At 46.6% G+C, this 25,289-nt stretch carries 27 protein-coding genes and 1 tRNA gene; 18 read left to right on the forward strand and 10 right to left on the reverse strand.

Annotated features, from left to right (window positions below):
• Positions 1-7: 7 nt before the first annotated feature.
• The 5 genes from ACUJFK_RS04570 to ACUJFK_RS04590 form a co-directional block, all read right to left on the reverse strand.
• Entirely contained in the window at positions 8-304 is a 297-nt protein-coding gene (locus ACUJFK_RS04570; protein ID WP_445426214.1) for a hypothetical protein, read from the reverse strand.
• Between the two features lie 174 nt (positions 305-478).
• Positions 479-2,008, reverse strand: coding sequence for an IS66 family transposase (tnpC, locus tag ACUJFK_RS04575; RefSeq protein WP_445426758.1), 1,530 nt, complete (start codon positions 2,006-2,008; stop codon positions 479-481).
• Between the two features lie 49 nt (positions 2,009-2,057).
• Entirely contained in the window at positions 2,058-2,405 is a 348-nt protein-coding gene (tnpB, locus tag ACUJFK_RS04580; protein WP_445425056.1) for an IS66 family insertion sequence element accessory protein TnpB, read from the reverse strand.
• The gene (locus tag ACUJFK_RS04585; RefSeq protein ID WP_445426215.1) at positions 2,402-2,779 is read right to left on the reverse strand and encodes a transposase; all 378 of its coding nucleotides are present in this window, start codon (positions 2,777-2,779) and stop codon (positions 2,402-2,404) included. The genes tnpB and ACUJFK_RS04585 overlap by 4 nt, the downstream gene beginning before the upstream one ends.
• A 48-nt stretch (positions 2,780-2,827) precedes the next feature.
• A complete protein-coding gene (locus ACUJFK_RS04590) occupies positions 2,828-3,088 on the reverse strand; it encodes a hypothetical protein (protein ID WP_445426216.1) in 261 nt (86 codons plus the stop codon).
• 132 nt (positions 3,089-3,220) lie between these two features.
• Between ACUJFK_RS04590 and ACUJFK_RS04595 the strand changes: the two genes are divergently transcribed.
• From ACUJFK_RS04595 to ACUJFK_RS04605, 3 genes are all read left to right on the forward strand, one after another.
• Complete coding sequence (locus tag ACUJFK_RS04595) at positions 3,221-4,345, forward strand: ISAs1 family transposase (protein WP_420934092.1); 1,125 nt, start codon at positions 3,221-3,223, stop codon at positions 4,343-4,345.
• Positions 4,346-5,015: 670 nt separating this feature from the next.
• Positions 5,016-5,975 carry a carbohydrate kinase family protein gene (locus ACUJFK_RS04600; RefSeq protein WP_445426217.1) on the forward strand — a complete coding sequence of 320 codons (960 nt, stop codon included), beginning with the start codon at positions 5,016-5,018 and terminating at the stop codon, positions 5,973-5,975.
• A 644-nt stretch (positions 5,976-6,619) separates the two neighbouring features.
• Entirely contained in the window at positions 6,620-7,120 is a 501-nt protein-coding gene (locus ACUJFK_RS04605; RefSeq protein WP_226749497.1) for a DUF3016 domain-containing protein, read from the forward strand.
• 70 nt (positions 7,121-7,190) lie between these two features.
• Here the strand turns inward: ACUJFK_RS04605 and ACUJFK_RS04610 are convergent, their stop codons facing one another.
• Entirely contained in the window at positions 7,191-7,496 is a 306-nt protein-coding gene (locus tag ACUJFK_RS04610) for a primosomal replication protein PriC (protein WP_229585298.1), read from the reverse strand.
• Between the two features lie 177 nt (positions 7,497-7,673).
• Here ACUJFK_RS04610 and ACUJFK_RS04615 point away from each other — a divergent pair, with 177 nt between their 5' ends.
• Complete coding sequence (locus ACUJFK_RS04615) at positions 7,674-8,057, forward strand: MerC domain-containing protein (RefSeq protein ID WP_445426759.1); 384 nt, start codon at positions 7,674-7,676, stop codon at positions 8,055-8,057.
• A 74-nt stretch (positions 8,058-8,131) separates the two neighbouring features.
• Here the strand turns inward: ACUJFK_RS04615 and ACUJFK_RS04620 are convergent, their stop codons facing one another.
• From ACUJFK_RS04620 to rsgA, 3 genes are all read right to left on the reverse strand, one after another.
• Positions 8,132-8,833, reverse strand: coding sequence for a glycerophosphodiester phosphodiesterase (locus ACUJFK_RS04620; RefSeq protein ID WP_445426218.1), 702 nt, complete (start codon positions 8,831-8,833; stop codon positions 8,132-8,134).
• A gap of 202 nt (positions 8,834-9,035) precedes the next feature.
• Positions 9,036-9,893, reverse strand: coding sequence for an archaetidylserine decarboxylase (asd, locus tag ACUJFK_RS04625; protein WP_226749501.1), 858 nt, complete (start codon positions 9,891-9,893; stop codon positions 9,036-9,038).
• Positions 9,894-9,914: 21 nt separating this feature from the next.
• A complete protein-coding gene (gene rsgA / locus ACUJFK_RS04630; RefSeq protein WP_445426219.1) occupies positions 9,915-10,949 on the reverse strand; it encodes a small ribosomal subunit biogenesis GTPase RsgA in 1,035 nt (344 codons plus the stop codon).
• A gap of 128 nt (positions 10,950-11,077) precedes the next feature.
• Here rsgA and orn point away from each other — a divergent pair, with 128 nt between their 5' ends.
• The 3 genes from orn (at position 11,078) to ACUJFK_RS04645 (ending at position 12,105) form a co-directional block, all read left to right on the forward strand.
• Entirely contained in the window at positions 11,078-11,626 is a 549-nt protein-coding gene (gene orn / locus ACUJFK_RS04635) for an oligoribonuclease (RefSeq protein ID WP_226749503.1), read from the forward strand.
• Between the two features lie 74 nt (positions 11,627-11,700).
• Positions 11,701-11,776, forward strand: a tRNA-Gly gene (locus ACUJFK_RS04640).
• A gap of 125 nt (positions 11,777-11,901) precedes the next feature.
• Positions 11,902-12,105, forward strand: a complete 204-nt coding sequence (locus ACUJFK_RS04645; RefSeq protein ID WP_226749504.1) for a DUF1289 domain-containing protein — start codon at positions 11,902-11,904, stop codon at positions 12,103-12,105.
• Here ACUJFK_RS04645 and queG read toward each other — a convergent pair.
• Positions 12,074-13,201 (reverse strand): tRNA epoxyqueuosine(34) reductase QueG, encoded by a 1,128-nt coding sequence (queG, locus tag ACUJFK_RS04650; protein ID WP_445426220.1) that lies wholly within the window; start codon positions 13,199-13,201, stop codon positions 12,074-12,076. The two genes, ACUJFK_RS04645 and queG, sit on opposite strands and share 32 nt — an antisense overlap.
• 233 nt (positions 13,202-13,434) lie before the next feature.
• On the opposite strand from queG, the gene tsaE reads away from it, so the two are divergent.
• The 11 genes from tsaE (at position 13,435) to ACUJFK_RS04705 (ending at position 25,224) form a co-directional block, all read left to right on the forward strand.
• Entirely contained in the window at positions 13,435-13,908 is a 474-nt protein-coding gene (tsaE, locus tag ACUJFK_RS04655; protein ID WP_445426221.1) for a tRNA (adenosine(37)-N6)-threonylcarbamoyltransferase complex ATPase subunit type 1 TsaE, read from the forward strand.
• Positions 13,895-15,271, forward strand: a complete 1,377-nt coding sequence (locus tag ACUJFK_RS04660) for an N-acetylmuramoyl-L-alanine amidase (protein WP_226749507.1) — start codon at positions 13,895-13,897, stop codon at positions 15,269-15,271. The genes tsaE and ACUJFK_RS04660 overlap by 14 nt, the downstream gene beginning before the upstream one ends.
• Before the next feature lies 1 nt (position 15,272).
• On the forward strand, positions 15,273-17,060 hold the full coding sequence (gene mutL, locus ACUJFK_RS04665; protein WP_445426222.1) for a DNA mismatch repair endonuclease MutL: 1,788 nt from the start codon (positions 15,273-15,275) through the stop codon (positions 17,058-17,060).
• Positions 17,050-17,979: a tRNA (adenosine(37)-N6)-dimethylallyltransferase MiaA gene (miaA, locus tag ACUJFK_RS04670; RefSeq protein WP_306177116.1), complete on the forward strand. Its 930-nt coding sequence runs from the start codon at positions 17,050-17,052 to the stop codon at positions 17,977-17,979. The genes mutL and miaA overlap by 11 nt, the downstream gene beginning before the upstream one ends.
• Positions 17,980-18,069: 90 nt before the next feature.
• Positions 18,070-18,327, forward strand: a complete 258-nt coding sequence (hfq, locus tag ACUJFK_RS04675) for an RNA chaperone Hfq (RefSeq protein ID WP_226749510.1) — start codon at positions 18,070-18,072, stop codon at positions 18,325-18,327.
• Between the two features lie 18 nt (positions 18,328-18,345).
• Positions 18,346-19,626: a ribosome rescue GTPase HflX gene (gene hflX / locus ACUJFK_RS04680; RefSeq protein ID WP_226749511.1), complete on the forward strand. Its 1,281-nt coding sequence runs from the start codon at positions 18,346-18,348 to the stop codon at positions 19,624-19,626.
• Between the two features lie 54 nt (positions 19,627-19,680).
• Entirely contained in the window at positions 19,681-20,838 is a 1,158-nt protein-coding gene (gene hflK, locus ACUJFK_RS04685; RefSeq protein WP_229585310.1) for an FtsH protease activity modulator HflK, read from the forward strand.
• 6 nt (positions 20,839-20,844) lie between these two features.
• Positions 20,845-21,726, forward strand: a complete 882-nt coding sequence (hflC, locus tag ACUJFK_RS04690; RefSeq protein ID WP_445426223.1) for a protease modulator HflC — start codon at positions 20,845-20,847, stop codon at positions 21,724-21,726.
• 105 nt (positions 21,727-21,831) lie between these two features.
• The gene (locus ACUJFK_RS04695; protein ID WP_445426224.1) at positions 21,832-22,995 is read left to right on the forward strand and encodes an aminotransferase class V-fold PLP-dependent enzyme; all 1,164 of its coding nucleotides are present in this window, start codon (positions 21,832-21,834) and stop codon (positions 22,993-22,995) included.
• 115 nt (positions 22,996-23,110) lie between these two features.
• The gene (locus ACUJFK_RS04700; RefSeq protein WP_445426225.1) at positions 23,111-24,406 is read left to right on the forward strand and encodes an adenylosuccinate synthase; all 1,296 of its coding nucleotides are present in this window, start codon (positions 23,111-23,113) and stop codon (positions 24,404-24,406) included.
• Between the two features lie 197 nt (positions 24,407-24,603).
• Complete coding sequence (locus ACUJFK_RS04705; protein WP_226749516.1) at positions 24,604-25,224, forward strand: tetratricopeptide repeat protein; 621 nt, start codon at positions 24,604-24,606, stop codon at positions 25,222-25,224.
• Positions 25,225-25,289 lie beyond the last annotated feature (65 nt).

Raw genomic sequence — 25,289 nt, forward strand, 5'->3', positions numbered from 1 at the left:
CCTCTAATTAAACTACAACACACTCAAAGCCAAAGCGTTGTCTGTAAGCTGTATTAATGATACCCAACATCTGCTCTCGCTTCGTTGCGTCCACAATGTAGCTGTCATGCACTGGCAATACAGCAATTCCTTCTGCCAGAGCAGCCTTCAATATGTCGTTAGTTAGCTCTCCATCTTGATACTGAACAATTCGCCAAGCTGAGCTGAAGAAGCTGTCAGCAATCGGTGCGTGAAACTCAAGCAATTTATCCAGATAGTCCAAGACTTCCTCTCGTTTCCTCTTTAACTTAATACACAGCGCCATGACAGCTTCCTCTTTGCTCGAAGCATTCAAGCTTACCAGCATAAGTTGCTTGACGATTTCTCTAGGGATGTCGTCAATATCGTAGCAATCAATCGGTGAATTGTAAGCGTCCGGCGATCACAGGTTAGCGCTCTGATTTAAGTGTCCACTTAATTTTAGTGGACACTTGGTGTCTTAAATCGCGTCACCTGACTGTTTGGATAGATCGATATTCCAAGGTAACAACTCATCGACACGGTTGATGGGGTGATTGCCGATACGTTTGAGTACCGCTGTGAGATAGTCATTTGGATTGATGCCATTGAGTTTAGCGGTGCCGAGTATTGAGTACAGCACGGCAGCTCGCTCTCCTCCGGCAACTGAACCCGCAAACAGGTAATTTTTCCTACCCAAGGCAATCGGCCGCAATGAGCGCTCTGCACTGTTGTTATCTATCTCAGCATAACCGTTATCCACATAGGCAACCAGCGCCTCCCACTGTTTCAGAGCATAATGAATAGCCTTGGATAACGGCGAGCCTTTCGATAAGGTACGTAGGGTTGTTTGCAACCACGCATGGAAGCGCTCAAGGATTGGCTTGGCGTGTGTGGCTCGGATGTGTTGTCGTTCATCCGGTGGTTGGCCGCGTACCTGCTTTTCAATCACATAGAGGGATTGGATAATGGCAATAGCTTCGTCGGCTAAAGGCGAAGGGCCGCTTTGGATAATGTCATAGAATTTACGCCGTACGTGTGCCCAGCAACCATGTTGGGTGATTTGCCGTTGGTATAATTCGTTGTAACCGGCATAAGCATCGGCCTGCAGTGAGCCTTTGTAATCTTTTAAATGCGCCGCAGGATGAAGACTTCTTCGGTCTTCACTATATTGCAGCCACACCGCAGGTGGTGTGCTATCTCCCCAGGGGCGACCATCGCGGACATAGGTCCAGTAACGACCCGTTTGCGTGCGACCTTTACCCGGTGATAGCGTCGGTGCGGTGGTATCATCCGCATGTACGTGGTAACTGGCTTTAACATGGCGGCCGATGGCACCTGCCAGTGGCGTGAGTAATGCACTTGTTTGTCCTACCCAGTCAGCCAAGGTAGAGCGCTCGATGTCGATGCCTTCACGTTCCATCCGCTCAGCTTGGCGGTACAGCGGTTGATGGTCGAGGTATTTATCAACCATCACCTGTGTGAGCAATGCAGCACTGGCCAGTCCTTTTTTAATCACACGCTCAGGCGCAGCACCTTGCACCAATGTGTCGCAGTGCTGGCAGCTGAATTTAGGGCGTACAATACGGATAACCCGATAAGAGGCCGGCACCACATCCAGCATTTCAGAAACATCATCACCGATATGGGTTAATGCACCCTGACATGCCGGGCACTGGCAAGCCGTTTCAACACGAAGCTCTTCTCGCGGCAATTGTGCAGGCAGAGAGACGCGCCGACGGGGCGTGGCTTTGTTCTCTTTTGCTGGTGCGGCTAGCTTTGGTAAGGCTGCAGTTTGCATCTCAAGCTCTTCAAGCTGTAATTCCAACTGATGAATTTGCTTATCGATATGCTCGGACGAACGTCCGAAGCGGGCACGTTTTAATACGGATAACTGGTGGCGTAACGAGGCAATAACGGTATCCTGCTGGGCAAGCGTTGACTGCAGTTGAAGGATAATTTCCTGCAACTGTTTTGGGTCATTGGGTAAGGAAGATGCCATCGTTTTCATGCGCTGCATAATAACATAAAAATCCAGCTAACTCATTGATTAAATGCAATTATGCGGCGTTTATTGGTCTATTTTTTCTGGCAGGTGGCCGCCAGTCTAAGCCTTCCAGTAACAGCGCCAATTCGGCTTGTGTTAAATGCACAGCCCCCGATTTTGCACTTGGCCAAACAAATTTACCCTGCTCCAGTCGCTTGTAAAATAAACATAACCCCTGACCATCCCACCAGAGCAATTTAACCCGGTCGCTACGACGTCCGCGAAACACAAATACGTGACCGCTAAACGGGTCTTTTTGCAGCACATGCTGCGCCATTGCAGCCAGGCCATCAAAGCCTTTGCGCATATCGGTGTAACCGGCACACAGCCAAATGCGCACGTCATGCGATAACATCATCATGACAACGCCACCACGAGTTGGTGCAACATGTCCGGCGTGGCGTCGTGTAGCACCAGTTGGTGACCGCTACGAAACGATACCGTTATTGCAGCAGGTTTATGTAACACCGGCACCGCGTCAACCGCACGAACACTGACAGGAAGGAATGGCATGGGAGCCGCTGACGTATTCACTTCACCTTTAGCGCGCCTGACCCACAATGCATTACCGAGGTTAACGTCTCGGATCCAGCGAAACACTTGGTTGGTATTGACATCATATTTGCGCGCTAATTGAGATACTGAAAGGGTTTGTTCTTTCGATTCCTGGACGATCTGCCATTTTAATTCGGGGGAAAAGAACCGACGTATATCGGGTTGTTTTAAAGCTGGCATACATAACTCTCATTGTTGGCAACAGTGAAAGATATGATGCGTGATCAGTCAGCAAATAAAAGATGTGATGGCCGGACGCCTACCGAGGTTTTCCGGATAAATACCTAAATCCCAATCAGGGTTAGTTTGTTGCGCCTGACTCATTTCTCTAACCAAATCTCTAAAACGTTTGGCATTTTTGTCGGTGGCTAACAGACTATTGTGTGCCAATTCACCATTAAACTTATCCCTTAGTTTTCTTGCAATGTTAATGTCAGAGGTCTTTAAACTGAACTCTAGTTTCTCTATGTCAGGGTAAAGACGCTTCATTTCGTGTGTAACTCTGCGTTGATACCACCATATCAGGGCAAGATCACGAACATTTAGTACGCACTTTAGCATAACTGATTGACCCCGATCTTCAGCTGTGATCAGATACTGGCTTTTACGCGGAGCCAGTTTATGAACATCGATATTTTTGCAGAGCACTTTTCAGAATTAGAAGACCCAAGGCAAGCCGCTAAGGTCGTTTACCCCTTGTTTGACGTAGTGTTTTTAACGCTTTGCGCAGTCATTGCTGGCTGTGAGGGCTGGGAAGATATTGAAGATTTCGGCGAAAACCGCTTTGACTGGCTGCAAGAACATGGCTTTTTTAAACTGGGTTTGCCGGTACACGACACCATCGCGCGGGTGATGTCACTGCTGGACAGCGAAGCCTTGCAGCGCTGCTTTGCCAGTTGGATGCAGGCTTGTACAGAGCTTACCGATGGTCAGGTGGTCGCAATCGACGGCAAAACGCTTCGCGGCTCCTACAACCGGGAAGACCGCTGCTCTTCTATTCATATGGTTAGCGCCTTTGCCAGCGCCAATGGTGTGGTAATGGGCCAGGTTAAAACGGACGAGAAGAGCAACGAAATTACGGCGATACCTCAGCTACTTAACTTGCTGGAGCTTAAAGGATGCCTGGTCAGTTTGGATGCAATGGGATGCCAGAAAGAGATAGCGCAGCAGATAGTAGATAAAAAAGCTGATTACCTGTTGACGGTTAAAGGCAACCAAGGTCATCTGCACGATGCAGTAAAACAAGTCTTTGCGGGTAAAGCGCATAAAGATAGTGCAGCGCAGTCACTGGAAAAGAACCGTGGGCGTCTAGAGTACCGTGAATTCCAGGTCTGTCCGGCCAGCGAATTACCGGAAAAACTCAAAGCTGCCTGGCCAGCGCTGACAACCTTAGGCATGGCAACGACTTACCGGGTGGAAAAGCACAAGCGTGCGGTGTTAGAGCAACGTTATTTTATCAGCTCAGCCGACCTTACCGCAGAAAGGCTGTCCCAGGCAGTACGCGAGCATTGGTGTATTGAAAACCAGCTGCACTGGGTGCTGGATGTGAGCTTAAGTGAGGATGCGTGCCAGATATACCGTGGTAATGCAGCAGCCAATCTTGCCACGATGCGACACTTCGGCTTGAATATGTTACGCGCTGAGAAGCGAAAAATGAGTATCAGAAGAAAGCAGCGTCAGGCATTGATGAATGAGGCTTATCTTGATGCGGTGTTGGAAGCTGGCATGAGTGTGGTGATTAAATGACCACTCGTAATCTCACCCTGACCACCATATACTTCCTCTAAGTTTGAGGTATGTGTTTTTATTTGATTTATTAGCCATAAAGTAAAGTTGAAGACAAAAAAGTAGACATTCATGTAGACACTAATTATCCCTAAAAGCCTTTATTCATGCAATATCAATGACTTGAGGTCGCTCTGGAACGGCATGATGTAATCTGCCCAAGCATCTTTTTTCGATGTGTTAAAAACCCGTAAAGCGCTGCTTTACGGGTTTTTTTATCGGTAAATTCACTGCTTTAAGTCGCATTTTAATGATTTAAATTTACATCACGCTTGATATGGTTTTCTATTTAGTCGCTAATTATCCGTATGAAAACCATTGTATTGCCCTAAATAGGTTTTGTTTTCTTGTGTTTTTAGCCCATTTAGCCTGTCCATTTAGTCCTAAATGCAGGTGTTTTAAGCTGAGGTTTTGCTTAAAACATCACGGTTATTGGCTCTTTTTACACCACACTCAAAATGCTGAACGCTATTATATTTATGCTGTTTTTCGCCGTAATTTTGTACGGCTTCTGTTATAATAAACGCCTTGTGGCGCAGTAGAAAAAAGTCGAGCTAAAACTCTAACTTATTGATGTTTAAATTGAATTGTAACGAAGCATCCAGTAAATAACCTAATAAAAGGAAGCGAAATGAAAGTTGTGTGCATCGGCGAAATGTTAATTGACTTTGTTTGTACAGATACGAACGCAGGCTTAGTTAACGGCGTAAATTACGTGAAAAAATCAGGTGGTGCGCCGGCGAATGTGGCGGCCTGTATTGGTAAATTAGGTGCGGATGTTTCGTTGGTAGCGGCCGTGGGTAACGATCCTTATGGTCAGTATTTAACTGAAGAAATTAAAGCTTATCATGTGAACACGGATTTTGTGTCGACATTACCGATGTCGACCACTTTTGCTTTTGTGTCATTAGCGGATAACGGTGAGCGTGAATTTGCGTTTAACCGCGGTGCCGATGAGCAACTGTGCCTGAGCGATGCAGCAATTGAGCAATTAACCGATGATGCCATTGTACATTTAGGTTCAGCCACGGCTTTACTGGGTGGCGAACTTAGCGCCAGTTATTTACGTTTGGCCACTGCCGCTAAACGTAAGGGTAATATCATTTGTTTTGATCCCAATTTTAGAATTGGCCTTTGGCAAAACCGTGAAGAAGAATTCAAAGCTAAGTGCGAGCACTATTTTGCGCTGGCCGATATCGTTAAAGTAAGCGATGACGAATTAGTATTGTTAAGTAATGAAACCGATATGCAAAAAGGCTGTCAGTACTTTCATGATTTAGGCGTGAAGATTGTACTGGTTACTTTGGGCCCTAAAGGCTGTTTAATTTCACATCTGGGGCAGCAGACTTTAGTGCCAGCTTATGAAATAACCGCCATTGACACCACAGGGGCGGGTGACTCTTTTATTGGCGCGGTATTGTTTAAGATGTCGCAAACGGCCCCTGGCGACCATTTTTATCGTGAGCAAATTGCCGATTTCGTGGCTTTTGCCGGTAAAGTGAGTGGTTTGGTCTGTGCCACTATTGGTGCAATGGCTGCATTACCCACCTTGGCTGAAGTAGAAGCCGGAACTTTTATTGTTAAAAAGTAAGTAGGCGTAACCTCGCAAGCCTGCATCAGGCAGTGCTTGCTGGGTAATTAACATCAGCGCGGGGAACACGGTTAAATGCGGTTACATTTCTAAAGCGGTAAGTCGCTACTTAGCAAAGGCTCCGCAGTATACTCGTTGGTGTTCAACCCGTTGATCATGTTTGAACGCAAAGCACCTAACAGTGACAACACTTTATATTCACTCGCAGCAATAGCGTTCTGGCCACATCGCGCTGTGAATACAGTTGTTCTTTTTCTTGCTTGCTGTTAGATATTACAGGTATTGGCATCGAATAGAGTTTTGCATGGATAGGCTCGGCCATCCTTATCACTTGATCATCCGATGATGAATTATTTAGTGCTTAGCAGCGCTGTGGCATAGTAATTAAGTAAAGTCAGGTGTTGGCAGCCACCTTTGAAAGAGGCTGTAACCATGTCAAAGTGTGGCCTAATTACAGAGCGATACGGCTTGCTCGGATGACGAGAAGCGCTTTCATTTAGGCGGAGTGTCAGTTTGTATGGCCATTTTATGCGGTTAAGCAACAGCATACCGTTTGTCAGTTGCCGTGTTCAGCTTGCATAAAGCTAACTTAGCCTATACCTTTAAATGTTGTAATAACTCATCAGTTATTCGAGGAGGTTAAAATGCGTAACAGTATATTAGCAATGACGCTGCTAGCGTGGTCAGGGCTTAGTGTCGCAGCAGCCGAGCTAACACTAAACTTTGATGATCCCAAAGGTTTTACTGATGTAAGGCCGACTAATGATACCCGTAGTCGCTATTCTGAAAGAGTGGTCGCGGCATTTACTGACTCTTTTAACGAGTTGGCCGCAGAAATGCCAGCCGGATATAAATGGCAAGTCACGGTAACCGATATTGATTTAGCGGGTGATGTTGACTATTTTGCTGGGCCAGCCGGTCAAGCTTTACGCATTGTTAAAGATATTCATTCGCCTGCTATTCGCTTTACACACCAATTACTCGATGCCAGTGGTCAGACGGTGTTAAGTGGCGAGGTAAAGGAGCGTGATATGGGCTTTTTGCAGCGCCTAGGCCGAGCCAATTCGCGTAAAGAATTTGAATTTGAGCATAAAATGCTGGAAGACTGGTTTAAGAAAACGGTAAAGCCTGCTTTGAATGACTAGTACCGGTATCGGTAGTCAATCACAAACCATGTGTGAAAGGGGTAACGGCTAAGCGGTTACCCTTTTTTTGTTATTTGGTGATGTGTCGAAACTCAGCCAAGGTTTTGTGTAACAGTTTGAGTTGTCGAACCACACGCTCTAAAGTTGCGGTATTGAATTGCTGGCTTTGCCGCATCGCCGCGATGTGTTCTGCAGTTTCAGCTAAGTAAGGCATAAAACGATTACTTTGCGCACTAAATCCTGCTTCTTTAGCAAATACCGCCTGATGATTAGCCTTACCTTCTTGTTGCAATTGCTCTAGCAGTGCATCGGCATCGAGGGCTTTACGATAAAGCTCTTTTAGATTGTCATCCAGTTGTTCCAGTAGAGTATCCATAACGCATCTTTTCAAATCATTAAAATTAGCTAGCTATTATGCCATAAAGGCTGTGGTAGCAGAGTCCAAAACAGAGATAATTTGTGTCGAGCCATTCCATTCTAAAATGTTTTGTTATACTATATCGTTTCTTTGATTTCGTGTTTTAAGGATATCGCAGTGATTGCCAAAGCGAGAGTGTTGTTTGATAAGGTAGGAATAATGGTCACATCGTTATGTGCCATTCATTGCATTATGCTACCTGTCATTCTGCCTATCTTACCTTTGTTAGGTTTAACTGCCGGCCACAACCATGCGTTTGAAGGCATAGTGTTACTGCTGACCATGGCCTTAGGTTTCTTTACTTTATTTGTGGGTTTTCATCGTTATCATCGTAAACTTTACCCATTTTATGCGTTGTTTTTAGGTGGTTTTATTTATTGGCAACGTGGTGCTTGGGGTAGCGAATACGAACACCTTATTTTGATTGTCGGTGCCACCTTAGTGGTGTCAGCGCATGTTATGAATATGCGCTTATGTAACAGTTGCAATAGCTGCGAAGACGAACATCAACCGTCTTAATTCTGCAAACGCATCTTTAAAATCCCGCTACGGCGAGATTTTTGTTTCTGACGATTTAATGCTTTTTGCGCCGTTTAGTTTGACGCTGAAAGGCGTTGTCGGCTGCGCGCCGGATAATTGCTAAAGATCCCATCTACGCCATAGTGCTGCAGCCGCGCAATATCATCGGCTTGATCCACGGTATACACATAGACTTTTAAGCCACGGGTTTTGGCGTCATCGACAAACGCTTGGTTGGTAAAGCTAACATCACAATGCACCGAGTAAGCCCCCAGTTGCTCTGCGAAAGCCGCATAATTAAGCGGTAAGCTGGCCGTTAACGCACCCAGTTTTAAACTAGGTTGCGCGCGTTTAATGGTATGCAGTAAATGGTGATTAAACGAAGAAATCAGCAAGCGTTGGCAATCGAAAGCCAATTCTTGCTCGGCGCGCTGCAGTAACTTAACTAAGGGTTCGGCAGTATCTGCGCCTTTTAACTCAATATTTAACCAGACTTTAGATGGCTGTAATTGTTGTAATACTTGCCACAGTGTCGGTACGCGCTCACCGCGCCCGGCATCAAGCTGCTGTAATTGGGCTAAAGAAAACTGATATAAGCTGCCTTGCCCATTCGTGGTGCGTGCCACATGATGATCATGGATAACGATCAACTCACCTTGCAGTGCAAATACATCTATCTCAATAGCATCTGCGCCTTGAGCTATCGCTTGCTCAATCGCCAATAGTGTATTTTCTGGATACTCACCACTGGCACCACGATGCGCGATGATTTGCATACTCATTCCTTAAAAACTCTTTTTACTTAGTTTACCGCAGATAAAGGGCAGGTTGCGGATTTTTTTCATCAGCTTGACGGGGCAACTGAAAGTAAATAGCCAAGATTAGAGAGGTTTAGCTGAGGAGGCAGTGAAAAAGGGCGTTGTGACGAGAAAGAAGAGAAGAGCAGGACATCCGTATATCCTGCTCAGGTATTACTGTTTAGGTTATGTTAGCAAATGGCGTACCCATGCGAGTGACGGTGCCGGGTTGCTGATCGGCTAAAAATGCAACTTTGCCAGCAGGGAAAGCTAAGATAACCGTTGAGCCGAGTTTAAAGCGGCCCATTTCGGCGCCTTTTTCTAAACGAACACTGTTTAAACCGCTCGCCGGATAATTCCAACGGAAAATACTGCTCCCCGCTGGTGGCGTGACGGTACCGGCCCAGACGGTTTCAATGCTAGCAACGATCGTAGCACCGACTAATACCAAGGCCATTGGGCCAAACTCGGTATCAAAAATCGTTACCACGCGTTCGTTACGGGCAAATAAATCAGGCACGTTTTCAGCCGTTAATGGATTAACCGAAAACAACTCGCCGGGCACATAGATCATTTCACGTAATACGCCAGTTACCGGCATATGAATACGGTGATAGTCTTTCGGTGCTAAGTAAATGGTCGCAAATTCACCACCTAAGAAAGGCGCGGCGGTTTGTTCTTTACCCCCTAATAAGCTTTGTAAGCTGTAGTTATGGTTTTTAGCTTGCACCAGTTGGCCTGAGACAATTTCACCCAGCTGGCTAATGGCTCCGTCCACTGGATGGGCGATAATCGCCGGATCGCTGTCCAGCGGGCGAATACCGTCTTTTAACGGCCGAGTAAAAAACTCATTAAAACTGGCATAGTCACTGGCGCGTTCAAATTTAGCTTCCTGCATGTTGATGTTATAGGCTTTGATGAACAGTTTAATCAGCGCATGGCTGATAAAGCCTAAACGGGCAGCGGCCAATTTACCCACTAAGCGGGAAATTAAATGCTTTGGTAGCATATATTGCAGGGTGATTTTTAGTTTATCCATAGCGGGTCGATACTCTTAAAATTAAAAATGATTCGGTTTATCCTGCGTCATGCTGGTCAGGATCTTTAAATAGCTGTCGTAACGTTCTTGGCTAATCTCGTTTTCAGCAACGGCATGTTGAATGGCGCAACCTGGATCGGTGATATGTTTACAATCACGGAATTTACAACGACCCAGCCAAGGTCGAAATTCAATAAAACCTTGTGTTACTTCTTCAGGCGATAAGTGCCACAGCGCAAATTCGCGGATCCCTGGAGAGTCGATCAATTCGCCACCTTCCGGCAAGTGGTAAAGACGCGACACTGTCGTGGTATGTTGGCCCAAGCCGGACAGCGCTGAGACCTCCTGTGTAGTGACAGCTAGACTGGGCATGAGCGAGTTCATTAATGACGATTTGCCAACCCCAGATTGACCAACAAAGATACTGGTTCCGCTGTGCAAATGCTGATGCAATTCAGCCATACCTTGGCCAGTTTTGGCACTCAATAACAAGCAGGGATAACCTAAACCACGATACAGCTCAAGTTGCTGCTGAAGTTCAGCTTGGGCAGCAGCATCTAATAAATCGGCTTTGTTAATCACCAGCAGCGGTTTAATGCCGGTGATTTCAGCAGCAACCAAATAACGGTCAATAATGTTTAAAGACAGCGCTGGCAAAATGGCAGAGACAATAATCATCAGGTCAATATTGGCTGCCACAGGTTTTAGGCCGTCATAGAAATCAGGACGTAACAAAACCGAACGGCGTTCTTCGACTGCTTCAATCACGCCATCAATACTGCCAGTAGCCTGGGTGCTGCGCCGCCATATTACGGTGTCGCCCGTAACCACCGAACTGATGGTGCGCCGCATACTGCAACGGATCACCTTACCTTGGGCATCTTCAACGTCGGCATGCTGACCAAAGCGACTGAGTACCAAACCTGGCTCAGGCGCTAATAAGAGTTGTTCATCCCAGTCGACGGCACCTTTTTTAGCATTACGTTGTAAACGTCGCTGCTCATTTTTGGCAATTCGCTCGTGCTGGCGCTGTGTTAGATGTTTTTTCTTGGTCACTGGTTACCGTTTTTCTGTAAAGGATGCTATTACTGTTAAGCTTAGGACGTGTATCATACCTGCAATCTGGGTTGTAACAAAGCAGCAAACGTTTCAGCCCACTCACTTCAGAAAGGTACTGAATAATTATGACAGTGAATGATAGCAACTTGGTTTGGCTTGATTTAGAAATGACGGGGCTGGAACCAAAAACCGATGTTATTTTAGAGATGGCCACTATTGTGACGGACAGCGAGTTAAATATCTTAGCCGAAGGTCCGGTCTTTGCCATTAAAACCGCGGATGATGTATTGGCGAATATGAACCCTTGGTGTGTTGAGCAACACGGTAAGAGTGGCTTAACGGCTCGCTGTCGTGCCAGTGACGTTACGCTAGCCGACGCGGTTGAGCAAACACTGGCCTTTTTAAGTCGCTATGTTAGCCCAGGTAAATCGCCGATGTGTGGCAATAGTATAGGGCAAGACCGGCGTTTTTTGGCAGAATATGCGCCTGAGTTTGAAAGCTTCTTTCATTATCGAAATGTCGATGTCAGCACGATAAAAGAGTTAGCGAAACGCTGGGCGCCTGAAGTGATTAAACACGTACAAAAAACCAACAGCCACTTGGCGATGGACGACATTCGTGAGTCAATTGCTGAATTAGTGACCTATCGCACACATTTTTTTCGAATTCCTTAAAAAAATACTTGCATCGATTGGCCAGTTTTGTAAAATGCGCGCCATCAGTAAGCAACTTCGGTTGCAAACATGATGCGAGTTTAGCTCAGTTGGTAGAGCGCTACCTTGCCAAGGTCGAGGTCACGAGTTCGAATCTCGTAACTCGCTCCAAATTAGAAAAGCAGCCCTAGTGGCTGCTTTTCGCTTTTCTTAATCTGCGATATTGCCAAATATCTTTTTCTAGACAACAATTCTTAGCAAAATGTTATGTTGAGACACACTGCTAAGGATTTGCAATGGCGCTCTCCCCGTGTGTTAGAAACTGCTGTCTAGACCAACACGACTGCTGTTTGGGATGTGGCCGTTTATTGGCTGAAATTACCGAATGGCATCAGGCTAATGAGCAACGAAAAACGGAAATTGTCGAGCAGGCGGCAGCACGACGAGCAGAGCGGCCTGTTAATCAGTTTAACTATCTCGCGGCAGACCCTTCTGAATAATCCGTACTAAACGTTCGGTACTTCTTGGTAATAAATTAGCTTGTTGCCAGCTTTTTTGTTTTTGCTGTGCTAGCGCCCAGCGAATATGCTCTTTTACTAACTCACTGGCGTCAGCCAACCGTTGCTGTAATATCTCACTAATAGCAGGGTCATAAGGCGCATTGCCCAGCGCAACGGCAATGTTTCGTTGCCAGCGTTCAAAGCCAATCCGCCTAATGGCGCTGCCTTCGGTTAACTGCAAAAAGGTCGCCTCATCCCATTGAAAAAGTGCCAGCAGTGACTGATCTTGCCAGTGTGGACGACGTTGAAAATCGCTTTCCTGACTCAATGGCGCGGCTCGATTTATCGGGCAGACTAATTGGCAATCATCACAGCCATAAATACGATTGCCGATTTGCGCTCGAAACTGTTCAGGGATCGCATCGGCTAATTCAATAGTGAGATACGAGATACAGCGGCGGGCATCAACAACATAAGGCGCCACTATGGCACCTGTTGGGCAACTGGTTATGCAAGCCACGCAGCTACCGCAATCGCCGTTGTGTGGCGTGTCGATGGGCAAATCGAGATTCACCAGTAATTCGCCAAGGAAAAACCACGAACCAGCTTGCTCGGCTAACACCAAGCTATGCTTGCCAACCCAGCCTATACCGGCTTTTTGTGCTAAAGGCCGTTCTAAAATGGGCGCCGAGTCGACAAAAGGGCGGCCGGCTAATTCAGCACTGAGTGTGGCAATCTTCTGGCCCAGTTGCTTTAAACGTTGGCGCATTAATTTATGATAATCTCGCCCCAGCGCATAACGGCTGATATAGGCCAACTTAGGATCGGCTAAGTTAGTGGCAAAACCGGCTTGCTGCGGTAAATAATCTAGGCGTACGCTAATGACACTGAGCGTACCGGGTTGTAATTCAGTGGGTCTGGCACGCAACATGCCGTGTTGCGCCATATAATGCATTTCACCATGGAAGCCAGCGTCTAACCACTGCTGTAAGTGCGCTTCATGCTCAGCTAAGTCAGGTTTAGTAATACCACAGGCCTGAAAACCTAATTCAGCGGCCCATTGTTTAATTTGATCTGCTAGCTGCTGTTTTTCCATACTGAACTCTGTATTCGTCATATCGCGCTTTTCTAGGCACTACTTTAACATAAATTGTCAGTGGTCTTTTGGCATTTAGACTTCACCTCGATGGCTATAAGTGGCTAACTAGCGGGAACTTGAAGCAATTTACTCAGTCTGACCACTACGCTTGAGCGGTTTTTCTTCCTGCATGCCCTACAAGTTTGTTAACATAGCCAACGGCAATTAAAGATGGGTGTTGAGTTATTACTGTGGTAGAACTTAAGGTACAAATTGATAGCGAAGCGCAAACGGCAGCGTTCGCGGCAAAACTGGCGGCGCAACTGCACGGTGGTTTAGTTCTGTTTCTGCAAGGGCCTTTAGGCGCGGGCAAAACCACTTTTTCTCGAGGTTTAATTCAAAGCTTAGGCCACACAGGTAAAGTAAAAAGCCCAACCTATACCTTAGTTGAACCCTATGATTTGGCAGGCCTGCAAGTTTATCATTTTGATTTGTATCGGTTACATGATGCAGAAGAACTGGAATTTATGGGGATCAGAGATTATTTTAATGCTGATAGCCTATGTTTAATTGAATGGCCTGAACGTGGTTTTGGCTGTTTGCCTGAACCTGATTTAACGCTGGCTTTTTCGCTGGATGCCACTTCGCGTCATTTGGTTATCACGGCGCATAACGCACATGTTCAAACTTTATTGACAGCATTGACGGATAATGAAAAAAACTAACGCGCTGCTTGCTCATCTCATCTTGTATTGTCTGTTACTGCAAAGTGCGGTAGCGTTTGCCAGTAATCAGGTGCAGAATATTCGTATTTGGCCCTCGCCAGACAATACCCGCGTGGTATTTGATTTGGCTGCTGCCCCAGAATATAAATATTTCACCTTAGAAAACCCAGAACGCTTAGTCATTGACTTAAGTCGCGTCACGGGCGCGACCACACTGCCAGCGATTAGCGGTGAAGCCCCGCTGATCCGAGATATTCGCAGCAGTGGCACTAAAAATACCATGCGCATTGTGCTCGATTTAAGCAGCGCAGTTAAACCAACAATTTTTGCACTGACCCCGACACCGCCTTATGGCCATCGTTTGGTGGTGGATTTACCCGATAGTAAAGCCAGTAGCAGCAGTGCCAGTAGCGCGCCGGTTGAGACTCGCCCTGTGACGAACAGCAGCGCAAACACCGCCAGCAGTCGCCAGGCGATTCCTGCGACGGTGCGTGCCGCTCGCGATATCATCATTGCTATCGATGCCGGACACGGTGGTGAAGACCCCGGTTCCATTGGCCCCAGCGGCATTTATGAAAAAAACTTAACCCTGCCTATTGCCAAGCAATTACTGGAAACCATTAACCGTGAGCCCGGTATGAAAGCCACCATGGTGCGTACCGGTGATTACTATGTGCATGTGAATAGCCGCACTGATATTGCGCGGCGTATGCAAGCAGATTTGTTAGTATCCATTCACGCGGACGCCTTTACTTCACCTCAGCCTAAAGGGGCTTCAGTATGGGTGTTATCGTTACGTCGAGCGACCTCAGAGGTCGGTCGCATGCTAGAGCAAACGGAGCGACACGGTGAGTTGTTAGGCGGTGTTGCGGAAGTGATTAAAGACTCGGCCAATGAGCGCTATTTAGCGCAAACGGTACTCGATTTATCAATGAATCATTCGATGGTAACGGCACATCAAGTGGCTAACCAGGTCTTGTCTGAATTGGGCAAAGTGACGACTCTCCACAAAAAAGAGCCGCAAGCTGCTAGCTTAGGCGTGTTGCGCGCGCCAGATATTCCGTCCATTTTAGTTGAAGTCGGTTTTATTTCTAACCCGCAAGAAGAGCGTTTATTGCGCAGTAGTTCGCATCAGCAAAAATTAGTGCAGTCATTATTTAATGGTTTGCGCCGTCACTTTGAGTTGTCGCCTCCAGCCGATTCGTTATTTGCGCAGCGTCGTTCGAAAGAGCACCGCGTGCAAGCAGGGGAGTCTTTATCGTTATTAGCACAGCGTTATAATGTGTCACTAGACGAGTTACGCCGCCATAACGAACTGCGTAACGACAGTATTCGCATTGGTCAGGTGTTGCGGATCCCCTAATATGCCCATTCAATTATTACCCGCGCAATTAGCTAACCAAATTGCGGCTGGTGAGGTGGTGGAGCGCCCCGCCTCCGTCGTAAAAGAATTGGTTGAAAACAGTTTGGATGCACAAGCCACTCAAATTGATATTGAATTAGAAAAGGGTGGCAGCAAGCTTATCCGCATCCGCGATAATGGTGTGGGCATCGCTGAAGCGGAATTAGTGTTGGCGCTAAGTCGGCATGCCACCAGTAAAATTAGCAGCTTAGCGGATTTGGAACAGATTGAGAGTTTAGGATTTCGCGGTGAAGCGCTAGCCAGTATCAGTTCAGTGGCGCGTTTAACCCTCACATCAAAACCGGCGCAGCAAGCCGCTGCTTGGCAAGCCAGTGCCGAAGGCCGCGATATGGCAGTAGAATTGCGACCTGCCGCCCATCCCGATGGCACGAGCATCGACGTGGTTGATTTATTTTTTAACACCCCAGCTCGTCGGCGTTTTTTAAGAAGCGATAAAACCGAATTCACGCATATTGATGAGTTAATCAAACGCTTAGCCTTAAGTCGTTTTGATGTAGCATGGCAACTGAGCCATAACGGCCAAGTGGTGCGTCGTTTACCGGTTGCTGATACGGCTGCAGCAAAGCAAAAACGCTTAGCGCTGATCTGTGGTCGTAATTTTGCTGAGCAAGCACTGTGGATTGAAAATCAATATGGTGAGATCAAACTCAGTGGTTGGATTTTACCGGCGATGGCCTGCCAAGCGGTCAGTAGCGGCCAATACAGTTATGTGAATGGTCGTATGATGCGCGATAAATTGTTAAATCATGCGATCCGACAAGCCTACGGTGACTGGTTAACCGCTGAACTACAACCGGCTTTTGTACTTTATCTAGAGCTGCCGGCTAACGACGTGGATGTCAATGTGCACCCCGCTAAACACGAAGTCCGTTTTCATCAAGCACGTTTGGTGCATGATTTTGTGGTGAGTGCTTTAGCCGATGCCTTAACGCAAGGGCAAGACAGCGAGCCTAAGCCTGCTTTAGCGGCTGAATCACCTAGCATGACTACTTCGCAAACGCAGGTCGCATCGCCGCAGCCAAACTCAGCAGCGGCACAAGCCGCTTATGCCACGCGACATGCTGCGACGGGATATATGAAAGCGCCGTTATATCAGCCGCAACAAGGACGTGTTACGGCGCGTGCTGTTCACGACAGCGTAGCTGCTAAACCTGCTGTGGCTTCAGTGCAAGCGCAAATCAATTATCAGGCAGCAACGTTGCAAGCCGCGACTGAGCAAGTTGCCAGCCCTACACCGCATTACTTTTTGTTAGAGAATCGGTTTGCACTTTGTCAGGAGGCTGAGCAATTATTTATGGTTGATTTGCCCGCCAGTATTGCTATTCAGTGGCAGTTAAAGGTACAAAGTGCCCCATTATTATTACCGGTGCGCTTAACCGTGGCGTCGGCTGAATTTGAACCCTTGCTCGCGGCGGCTGACAACTTGTCGGCTTTAGGTTTCGATTTACTGTTAAAAGATCGCACGGTGATTATTCGCGCAGTGCCCATTTGGCTAAGACACACGGCAATAGGCCAATGGTTCGGTGAGTTTTTGTCTACACTAATTACTGTGCAAACTGACGGCTTAGCCGAAGCATTACTCGATGTGTTGTTGCGCCAAGGCTTTTTACAAGCCGATTTATTGTTAGGTGTGTATCCCGCAGCACTGAGCAAAGCGCAACGCCGGGCGCTGGCGCTCAGTTTTGATGCGGCAACGCTGCAAATACGGAAGGCTAACGATGCCCACTGATTTACCGGTCATTTGTTTAATGGGCCCCACGGCGTCGGGCAAAACCGCTTTAGCTATCGCTTTAAAGCAACAATTGGTTAACGCAGAGCTGATTAGCGTAGACAGCGCTTTAGTCTATCGCGGTATGGATATTGGCACGGCTAAGCCCACCGCTGCAGAGTTGGCGCAAGCCCCACATTTTTTGTTAGACATTCGCGATCCGGCAGAAAGTTATTCTGCAGCCGATTTTCGTGCTGATGCGTTACAGTTGATTGCGCAGATCCAGCAGCGTGGCAATGTGCCGATTTTAGTCGGCGGTACCATGTTGTATTTTAAAGCCTTACTCCAAGGGATTTCCGAGCTACCCGCTGCGGACAAGGCCATTCGTGCTACACTGGAAGCCGAAGCGGCCGAGCATGGCTGGTCTTATTTGCATCAACAGCTTGCAGCCGTGGATCCTGAAGCCGCTCAACGGATCCATCCGAATGATCCACAGCGGATTAATCGTGCTTTAGAAGTTTATCGCTTAACCGGGCGCAGTTTAACGGAATTAACTGCGGAAAAACCTGAACCTTTTCCGTATAAAGTGCACCAATTTGCTATTGCGCCGACCGATCGTGCGGTATTACATCAACGTATAGCATTACGCTTCGAGCAAATGTTAGCGCAAGGTTTTGAGCAAGAAGTGCGTGCGTTAACACAGCGCAAAGATTTACACGCTGATTTACCATCAATAAGATGTGTTGGTTATCGGCAAATGTGGGATTATATCGCTGGAAAGCTTACTTATCAGGAGATGGAAGCTCAAGGCATTGCTGCAACGCGGCAATTAGCGAAGCGCCAATTAACTTGGCTGCGCAGTTGGCCTGAATTACATTGGTTAAAAAGTGAAGTGAAACTTGAGGAAAACTTGCAAGCTGTCATTTCTTCGCTAAGCTAACAGAGGCAGCAAATATTTCAGGTTTAACAACTTGAAATAAAAATAATAATACCAATATAAAGCCTAATTAATAAAAAAGGAAAGCGCGACATGGCAAAGGGGCAATCTTTACAAGACCCATTTTTGAACACCTTAAGACGGGAACGTATTCCTGTATCAATTTATCTGGTGAATGGGATTAAATTACAGGGTCAGGTTGAATCATTTGACCAATTCGTCATTTTGCTGAAAAACACGGTAAGTCAGATGGTGTATAAACACGCTATTTCTACCGTTGTACCTGCTCGTGCGGTTAACACTATGGTTGCTCACGGTAGCCAAGGTGATGACGACGAGGAAACGGAATAATTAGCGGAGTAGCAGCGCTTGTTTGAACTCTCTGAGCTTGCAGAACAAGCCGTATTAGTGCACGTTAATTTTCCGCAGGAAGCGTCAACCGAAGATTTGCAAGAATTGCAGATGTTGGTGTCGTCTGCGGGCGTTGCCACCTTGCAAATCCTCTCAAGCAATCGGCCTGCGCCAGATGCTAAGTTTTTTATTGGCACCGGCAAAGCAGATGAATTGGCTGCGCTGGTAGAAGAACTCGCCGCTACTGTGGTGATTTTTAATCACGAGCTGTCGCCTGGTCAAACTCGCAACCTGGAAAGACATTGTCAGGTTCGGGTAATTGATCGCACCAGCTTGATCCTCGATATTTTTGCGCAGCGGGCTCGCACTTACGAAGGTAAGCTGCAAGTCGAACTGGCCCAGTTACAGCATCTTGCCTCGCGTCTGATCCGTGGTTTTGACAACGAACGGCAAAAGGGCGGTATTGGTTTACGCGGGCCGGGTGAAACGCAGCTTGAAAGCGACCGACGCTTATTGCGTGAGCGGGTTAAAGCGTTAAAACAGCGTTTGCAAAAAATGTCTCGGCAGCGGGAGCAAGGGCGGCGTGCTAGACAACGTTCTGAACAACCTGTGCTGTCGATTGTAGGTTACACCAATGCAGGCAAGTCGACGCTGTTTAATCGGCTAACCAGTGCCAGTGTGTATGCTGCTGATCAACTTTTTGCGACACTGGATCCCACCTTACGTAAAATTAACTTGCCGAATTTTGGTGAAGCGATTCTGGCTGACACAGTAGGATTTATTCGCCATTTACCGCATGATCTGGTAGCTGCGTTTAAATCAACCTTACAAGAAACACGGGATGCTGATATTCAATTGCACGTGATTGATGCGGCAGACGCTCGGCGCGACGAAAATATGCGTCAGGTTCAATTGGTGTTGCAAGAAATTGACGCAGCAGATGTGCCACAGTTATTGGTTTTCAACAAAATTGACCAATTAGGCCAGCAGCCCCGTATAGAATACAACGATGACGGTTTACCGGTTGCCGTTTATCTATCGGCATTAGCCGGCGTGGGGCTCGACTTACTTGAGCAAGCTTTAGCGATGTTATTGTCGCAACAACATTTGCAATTAACCTTATTATTACCGCCAGAGGCGGGTAATTGGCGAGCACGGCTTTATCAACTGCAAGCTGTGTTAGAGGAAACCTTTTTGAGTGATGGCCGTTGCCAGTTAAAAATTCAGCTGTCGGCAGCACAGTGGGCTCGTTTGTTAAAACAAAGTGAGCAGCAACTCGAAAACTATATCGTCAGCTAGACACTTTTTTGATACATTAACCCTTAATGACAACTTACTGTAATGGAGTTAAGCATGGCTTGGAACGAGCCGGGCAATAACGGCAAGAATAACGACCCTTGGAAACAAGGCGGTCGTGATCAAGGCCCGCCCGATTTAGATGAAGTATTCCGCAATTTAGGTAAAAAACTAGGCGGAGTTTTTGGTGGTAAAGGCGGTGGCTCTGGCAACGCAGGTAGCGGTGGCAGCTCTATCTTGATGATAGTGGTGTTAATTGTTGCGATTGCGGTTTGGGCTTTAAGTGGTTTTTACACCATTAAAGATGCAGAACGTGGTGTGATTTTACGCTTCGGCCAATATCATGAAGAAGTGGGTGCGGGTATTCACTGGAAACCTACTTTTATTGATACTGTAACACCAGTGAACACTCAAGAAGTACGTTCATTACGTGCAGATGGCTTTATGTTAACGCAAGACCAAAATTTGGTTCGAGTGACCTTTGAAGTGCAATATCGTATCTTCAATGCTCGCCAATACTTGTTTTCTGTGGTTGATGCCGACAGTAGTTTGCGCGAGGCCACCGATGCGGCGCTACGTTTTGTTATCGGTCATTCTATTATGGATGATGTGTTAACACGTGGTCGTGAAGTAGTTCGACAAGATACGCGGATCGAGTTAGAAAGCATCATCAACCCTTACAACATGGGTTTAACCTTAGTAGATGTTAACTTCCGCGATGCCAGACCGCCAGAAGAAGTGCGTGACGCCTTCGATGACGCAATTAAAGCGCAAGAAGATCAAGAACGTTTTGTGCAAGAAGCAACCGCTTATGCTCGTGAGATTGAACCGCGTGCTCGTGGTCAGGTCAATCGGGTGATGCAAGAAGCTGAAGCATACAAGCAACAAATCGTGTTACGGGCTCAAGGTGAAGTGTCACGCTTTGAACAATTACTGCCTCAGTATCTCGCTGCACCTAAGGTTACACGTGATCGGATGTATTTAGAGACCATGGAATACGTGTACTCGAATACCTCTAAAATTTTGGTTGATGTGAAAAACAGCAACAACCTGATGTATCTGCCGCTAGATAAGTTGATGAATCAAGGTGCAGCTGCAACGCAAGGTAAAGCCGTGACGCCATTACCTGCGCGCAATAGCCAGGATATGTCGACTGCGCCAGTGTTCCCTGAAACCAGTCGCGCTAGTTCGCCTCGAACCGGAAGTGGGAGATAAGCGCCAATGAAAAACTTTATTATTGCCATTGCCGTCGTGCTTGGTATCGTTGCCACCTCAGCGCTATTTGTCGTGCCTGAAGGTAAGCGTGCGATCGTGATTCAATTTGGTAAAATCCAACGTGATGCTGAAAATCAGGTGCGCGTTTATGAACCGGGTTTACAGTTCAAAATTCCTTTTATTCAAGTGGTGCGGTCGTTAGATTCGCGTATCCAAACTTTGGATGATCAGGCTGACCGTTTTGTTACCGCAGAGAAAAAAGACTTATTAGTTGATAGCTATGTTAAATGGCGTATCAAAGATTATGGTGCTTATTTCCTATCTACGGGTGGCATTAAGTCTCAAGCTGAAGTGTTGTTAAAACAGTACATCAATAACGGCTTACGTACTGAGTTCGGTGCCAGAACGATTCAAGAGATCGTTTCAGGTGAACGTACCCAGTTAATGCAAAGTGCATTATCACAAGCCGCGCAAGCAGCAAATGAACTAGGTATTGAAGTCATCGATGTGCGAGTTAAGCAAATTAACTTACCGACTGAAATCAGCGATTCGATCTTTGCGCGGATGCGTGCTGAGCGTAAAGCGGTAGCCGATGAGCACCGAGCTCGTGGTCGTGAGCAAGCTGAAATCATTCGTGCTGATGTCGATGCGCGTGTTACCGTTATGTTGGCTGATGCAGAACGTAATTCTCGTTCAGTGCGAGGTGAAGGCGATGCAGTCGCAGCGAAGGTCTATGCAGATATGTACAACAAGAATGCCGAGTTTTATTCTTTTGTACGTAGTTTAGAGGCTTATCGGAATAGCTTTAATTCGAAGAGCGATATCCTGGTTGTGCAACCAGATAACGAGTTCTTCAAATACATGCGTACTGAAGAGCAGCAAAACTAATAGCTGCGCTACTGTAGCTACACATATTGCGTAACATTTAAAGGCCCGAAAGGGCCTTTTGTTCAACTAAAGCGGCAGCGCCTTTAAACACGTTAGGGGTCAATTATGTATCAACAGTTTTTTTCGCATTTTTTACAAGCGAACCAAGGTACTCAACATTTTGCCTGTCATTCACATCATTACTGGCCTGATGTGACCCGCGCTGCAACCCTCGCTTATTGGGATGACAGTGCCCGCTTAGTTGACCAAAAATGGCAATACATTTTTGGTACCAAGATCCCGCATACCCAGCAATTAATTGCCGATGTACTGAATTTACCCTTGCCCGAACAACTAGTGTTTGCACCTAACACCCATGAATTAGTGATGCGTTTACTCAGTTGTTTCGATTGGCAAAAACCCTTAAAAATTCTGACTACCGACAGCGAGTTTTATAGCTTTCAACGGCAAGTTAAACGTTTAGCCGAGTGGGAGAGTGTCGACGTCGAGGTGATTGCCACTGAACCTTTTGCCAGCTTTGAGCAGCGCTTTATTGAGGCGGCCGCAAAAGGTAGCCACGATATGGTGTTTTGCAGTCAGGTCTTCTTTAATTCAGGTTATGCGATTGCTGATTTGAGCCACTTTGTAAAGCAATTGGCTGCCGTTACTGAGGCGATGATTGCAATTGATGGTTATCACGGCTTTATGGCTTTGCCGACAGACTTATCTTCGATTGCTGAGCGGATTTTTTATATTTCAGGCAGTTATAAATATGCGCAAGGTGGTGAGGGGTGCTGTTTTATGGCAGTGCCTGCGGGCAGTGAACAACGACCGCTTTATACCGGTTGGTTTGCCGAGTTTGGCACCTTAGCCGCCGCCAAATCGGCGTTGGTGTTATACAGTGAAGATGGTTATCGCTTTGCCGGTGCCACGATGGACTTCACGGCCTTGTACCGATTAGAAGCGGCGCTACTGCTTTATAAGCAGCAAGGTATTACGGTAGGACGCATGCATCGTTATGTGCAGCAATTACAGCAGGGCTTCTTACAGTTGCTGGATCAGTTACAGCATCCGCTATTAAACCGTGAGCACTTGCTTATGTACAATCAGGCGCATCATGGCCACTTTTTTACATTTCGATTAGGTAGCAGTAGTCAGGTAGCAGAGCTGGCAGGTTTGCTAAAACAGCACAAAATTGAAACAGATTTTCGTGGGGATCGGCTACGTTTTGGTTTTGCCTTGTATCAAAATCTCGAGCAGTTTGATTTGTCATGCCTTAAAGCACTGTAAATAAACAAGTTATTCAGGCCAAATAAAAATTTGGCCTTTTTTTCGTCTGGACGGCTGAAACTTGTCAGTCAATTTGCTAAAATCCACGCCTAATTTTTTGTGTGATGTGGGAACCATGGCCAAAAACGTCGTTGTGCTCGGCACTCAATGGGGTGACGAAGGTAAAGGTAAGATTGTTGATTTATTAACCGATAAAGCCAGTTATGTGGTGCGTTATCAGGGCGGCCACAATGCCGGTCATACCTTGGTGATAGACGGTGAAAAAACTGTATTACATCTTATCCCGTCAGGTATTTTACGTAGTAACGTAAAATGTGTCATTGGTAATGGTGTGGTGTTATCGCCAGAAGCCTTTTTAAAAGAGATGACCATGCTAGAGCAGCGTGGTGTTCCGGTTAAAGAGCGCTTGTTAATCAGTGAAGCTTGTCCTCTTATTCTGCCATTTCATGTTGCCTTAGATGTGGCGCGCGAAGTTGCGCGTGGCGATAAACCTATCGGTACTACAGGTCGCGGTATTGGCCCAGCTTACGAAGATAAAGTTGCCCGTCGCGGTTTACGAGTCGGTGACTTGTTCAATCCTACTTTGTTTGCTGAAAAGCTGAAAACAGTGATGGATCTGCATAACTTTACGCTGACCGAATATTACAAAGTTGATGCGGTTGATTATCAAACCACCTTAGATAACGCCTTAGCCATGGCTGATTTATTAAAATCGCTGGTTGTTGATGTGACTGAGTTATTAGATCAAGCGCGCAAAAATGGTGATGAGATCATGTTTGAAGGTGCTCAAGGCACTTTATTAGACATTGATCACGGTACTTACCCCTATGTCACTTCCTCTAATACTACGGCGGGCGGTGTTGCTACGGGGTGTGGTTTTGGCCCACGTTACTTAGATTATGTTCTGGGTATTGTGAAAGCTTACACGACACGTGTCGGTTCAGGTCCGTTCCCAACCGAGTTAGATTGTGCCATCGGCGAACACCTTGGTGTTAAAGGTCACGAGTTTGGTGCGACTACAGGTCGTAAACGTCGTTGTGGATGGTTTGATGCCGTTGCTGTGCGCCGTGCCGTGCAGTTAAACAGTATTTCAGGTTTTTGTTTAACCAAGCTCGATGTGATGGATGGCCTTGAAACCGTGAAAATCTGTGTTGGCTATCGCCAACCCGATGGTTCAGTGTTACAAACACCTCCTTATGCTGCTGAAGGTTATGAGCAGGTAACGCCGGTATTAGAAGAAATGCCTGGCTGGTCAGAAAGCACCTTTGGTGTACAGCAGTTATCGGCATTACCGCAAGCTGCCCGTAACTACATTTCGCGCTTAGAAGAGTTGACCGGTGTGCCAATTGATATTATTTCAACGGGTCCGGATCGCGTGCAAACTATCGTACTGAAGCATCCCTTCAATTAAGCCTTGGTTTTGCATTGAAGAACGCTACCTTAGAGTAGCGTTTTTTTTGCTCGCCGCTCAGCCCCTGTCGCTTTGACATGGCATTTTTTGCGATGTACTAGCCTGCATAGGGTGGTGATTTTATGAGCTGGTCTAATTTTTGCTTAATAATTAGCATTTAGGCATTTTTGCCGCCTCTATTACGGTTAATTGACACTATGCATAAGTTATTGATTGGAACACTGTTGGTGGGCTTATTACTGAACACCACGGCTCAAGCACAAGAGTTGCAAGCAGTCGAATTGTATTCACAAGATGAGTTATTAACGCTGATAAAGCGTAATGCGCATTTACAACGGGTGAAAGCCGATGATTGCCAGCTCGTGCGCGATATTGAAGCCCGCGCCGATATTATGAAATTGCCATCTTACCAGTTTTTATTTGGTGACATGTTAGCCTACGGCGTTTGTGTGCCGCGCGATGTAGAGCGGGGCTGGGATTTTATGTTACAAGCTGCGGCACAAGGCTTACCAGAAGGTTTAGAGCAAATTGGCCGTTATTATCATATTGGCCGCTTTGTGCAAAAAGACCTAAACAAAGCGATTATTTATTTGCGCGAAGCCGCTGCGGTGGGCAATCTTAATGCCAAGATCCGTTTAGCTGAAATCTTGGTCGCAGGGCAGGGTAGCCCTACCGATTTTGAGCAGAGTTATCGCTGGTTACATCATGCTATTACCGCAGATCCTGCGGTTCATGCTAAACTAACTAAGTTAAAGCAACGTCTGGCAGAAAAAATGCCTGCCAGAGTGGTTGCGAATGCCGAACGGCCTGTCAAATGAAATTCATCCTATTTTCTTGCCAAGCTGTTACACTGAATAGTATTAAAAGGAAAACTAAGTTTAAT

It is taken from the genome of Alishewanella sp. HL-SH06, assembly GCF_052656265.1.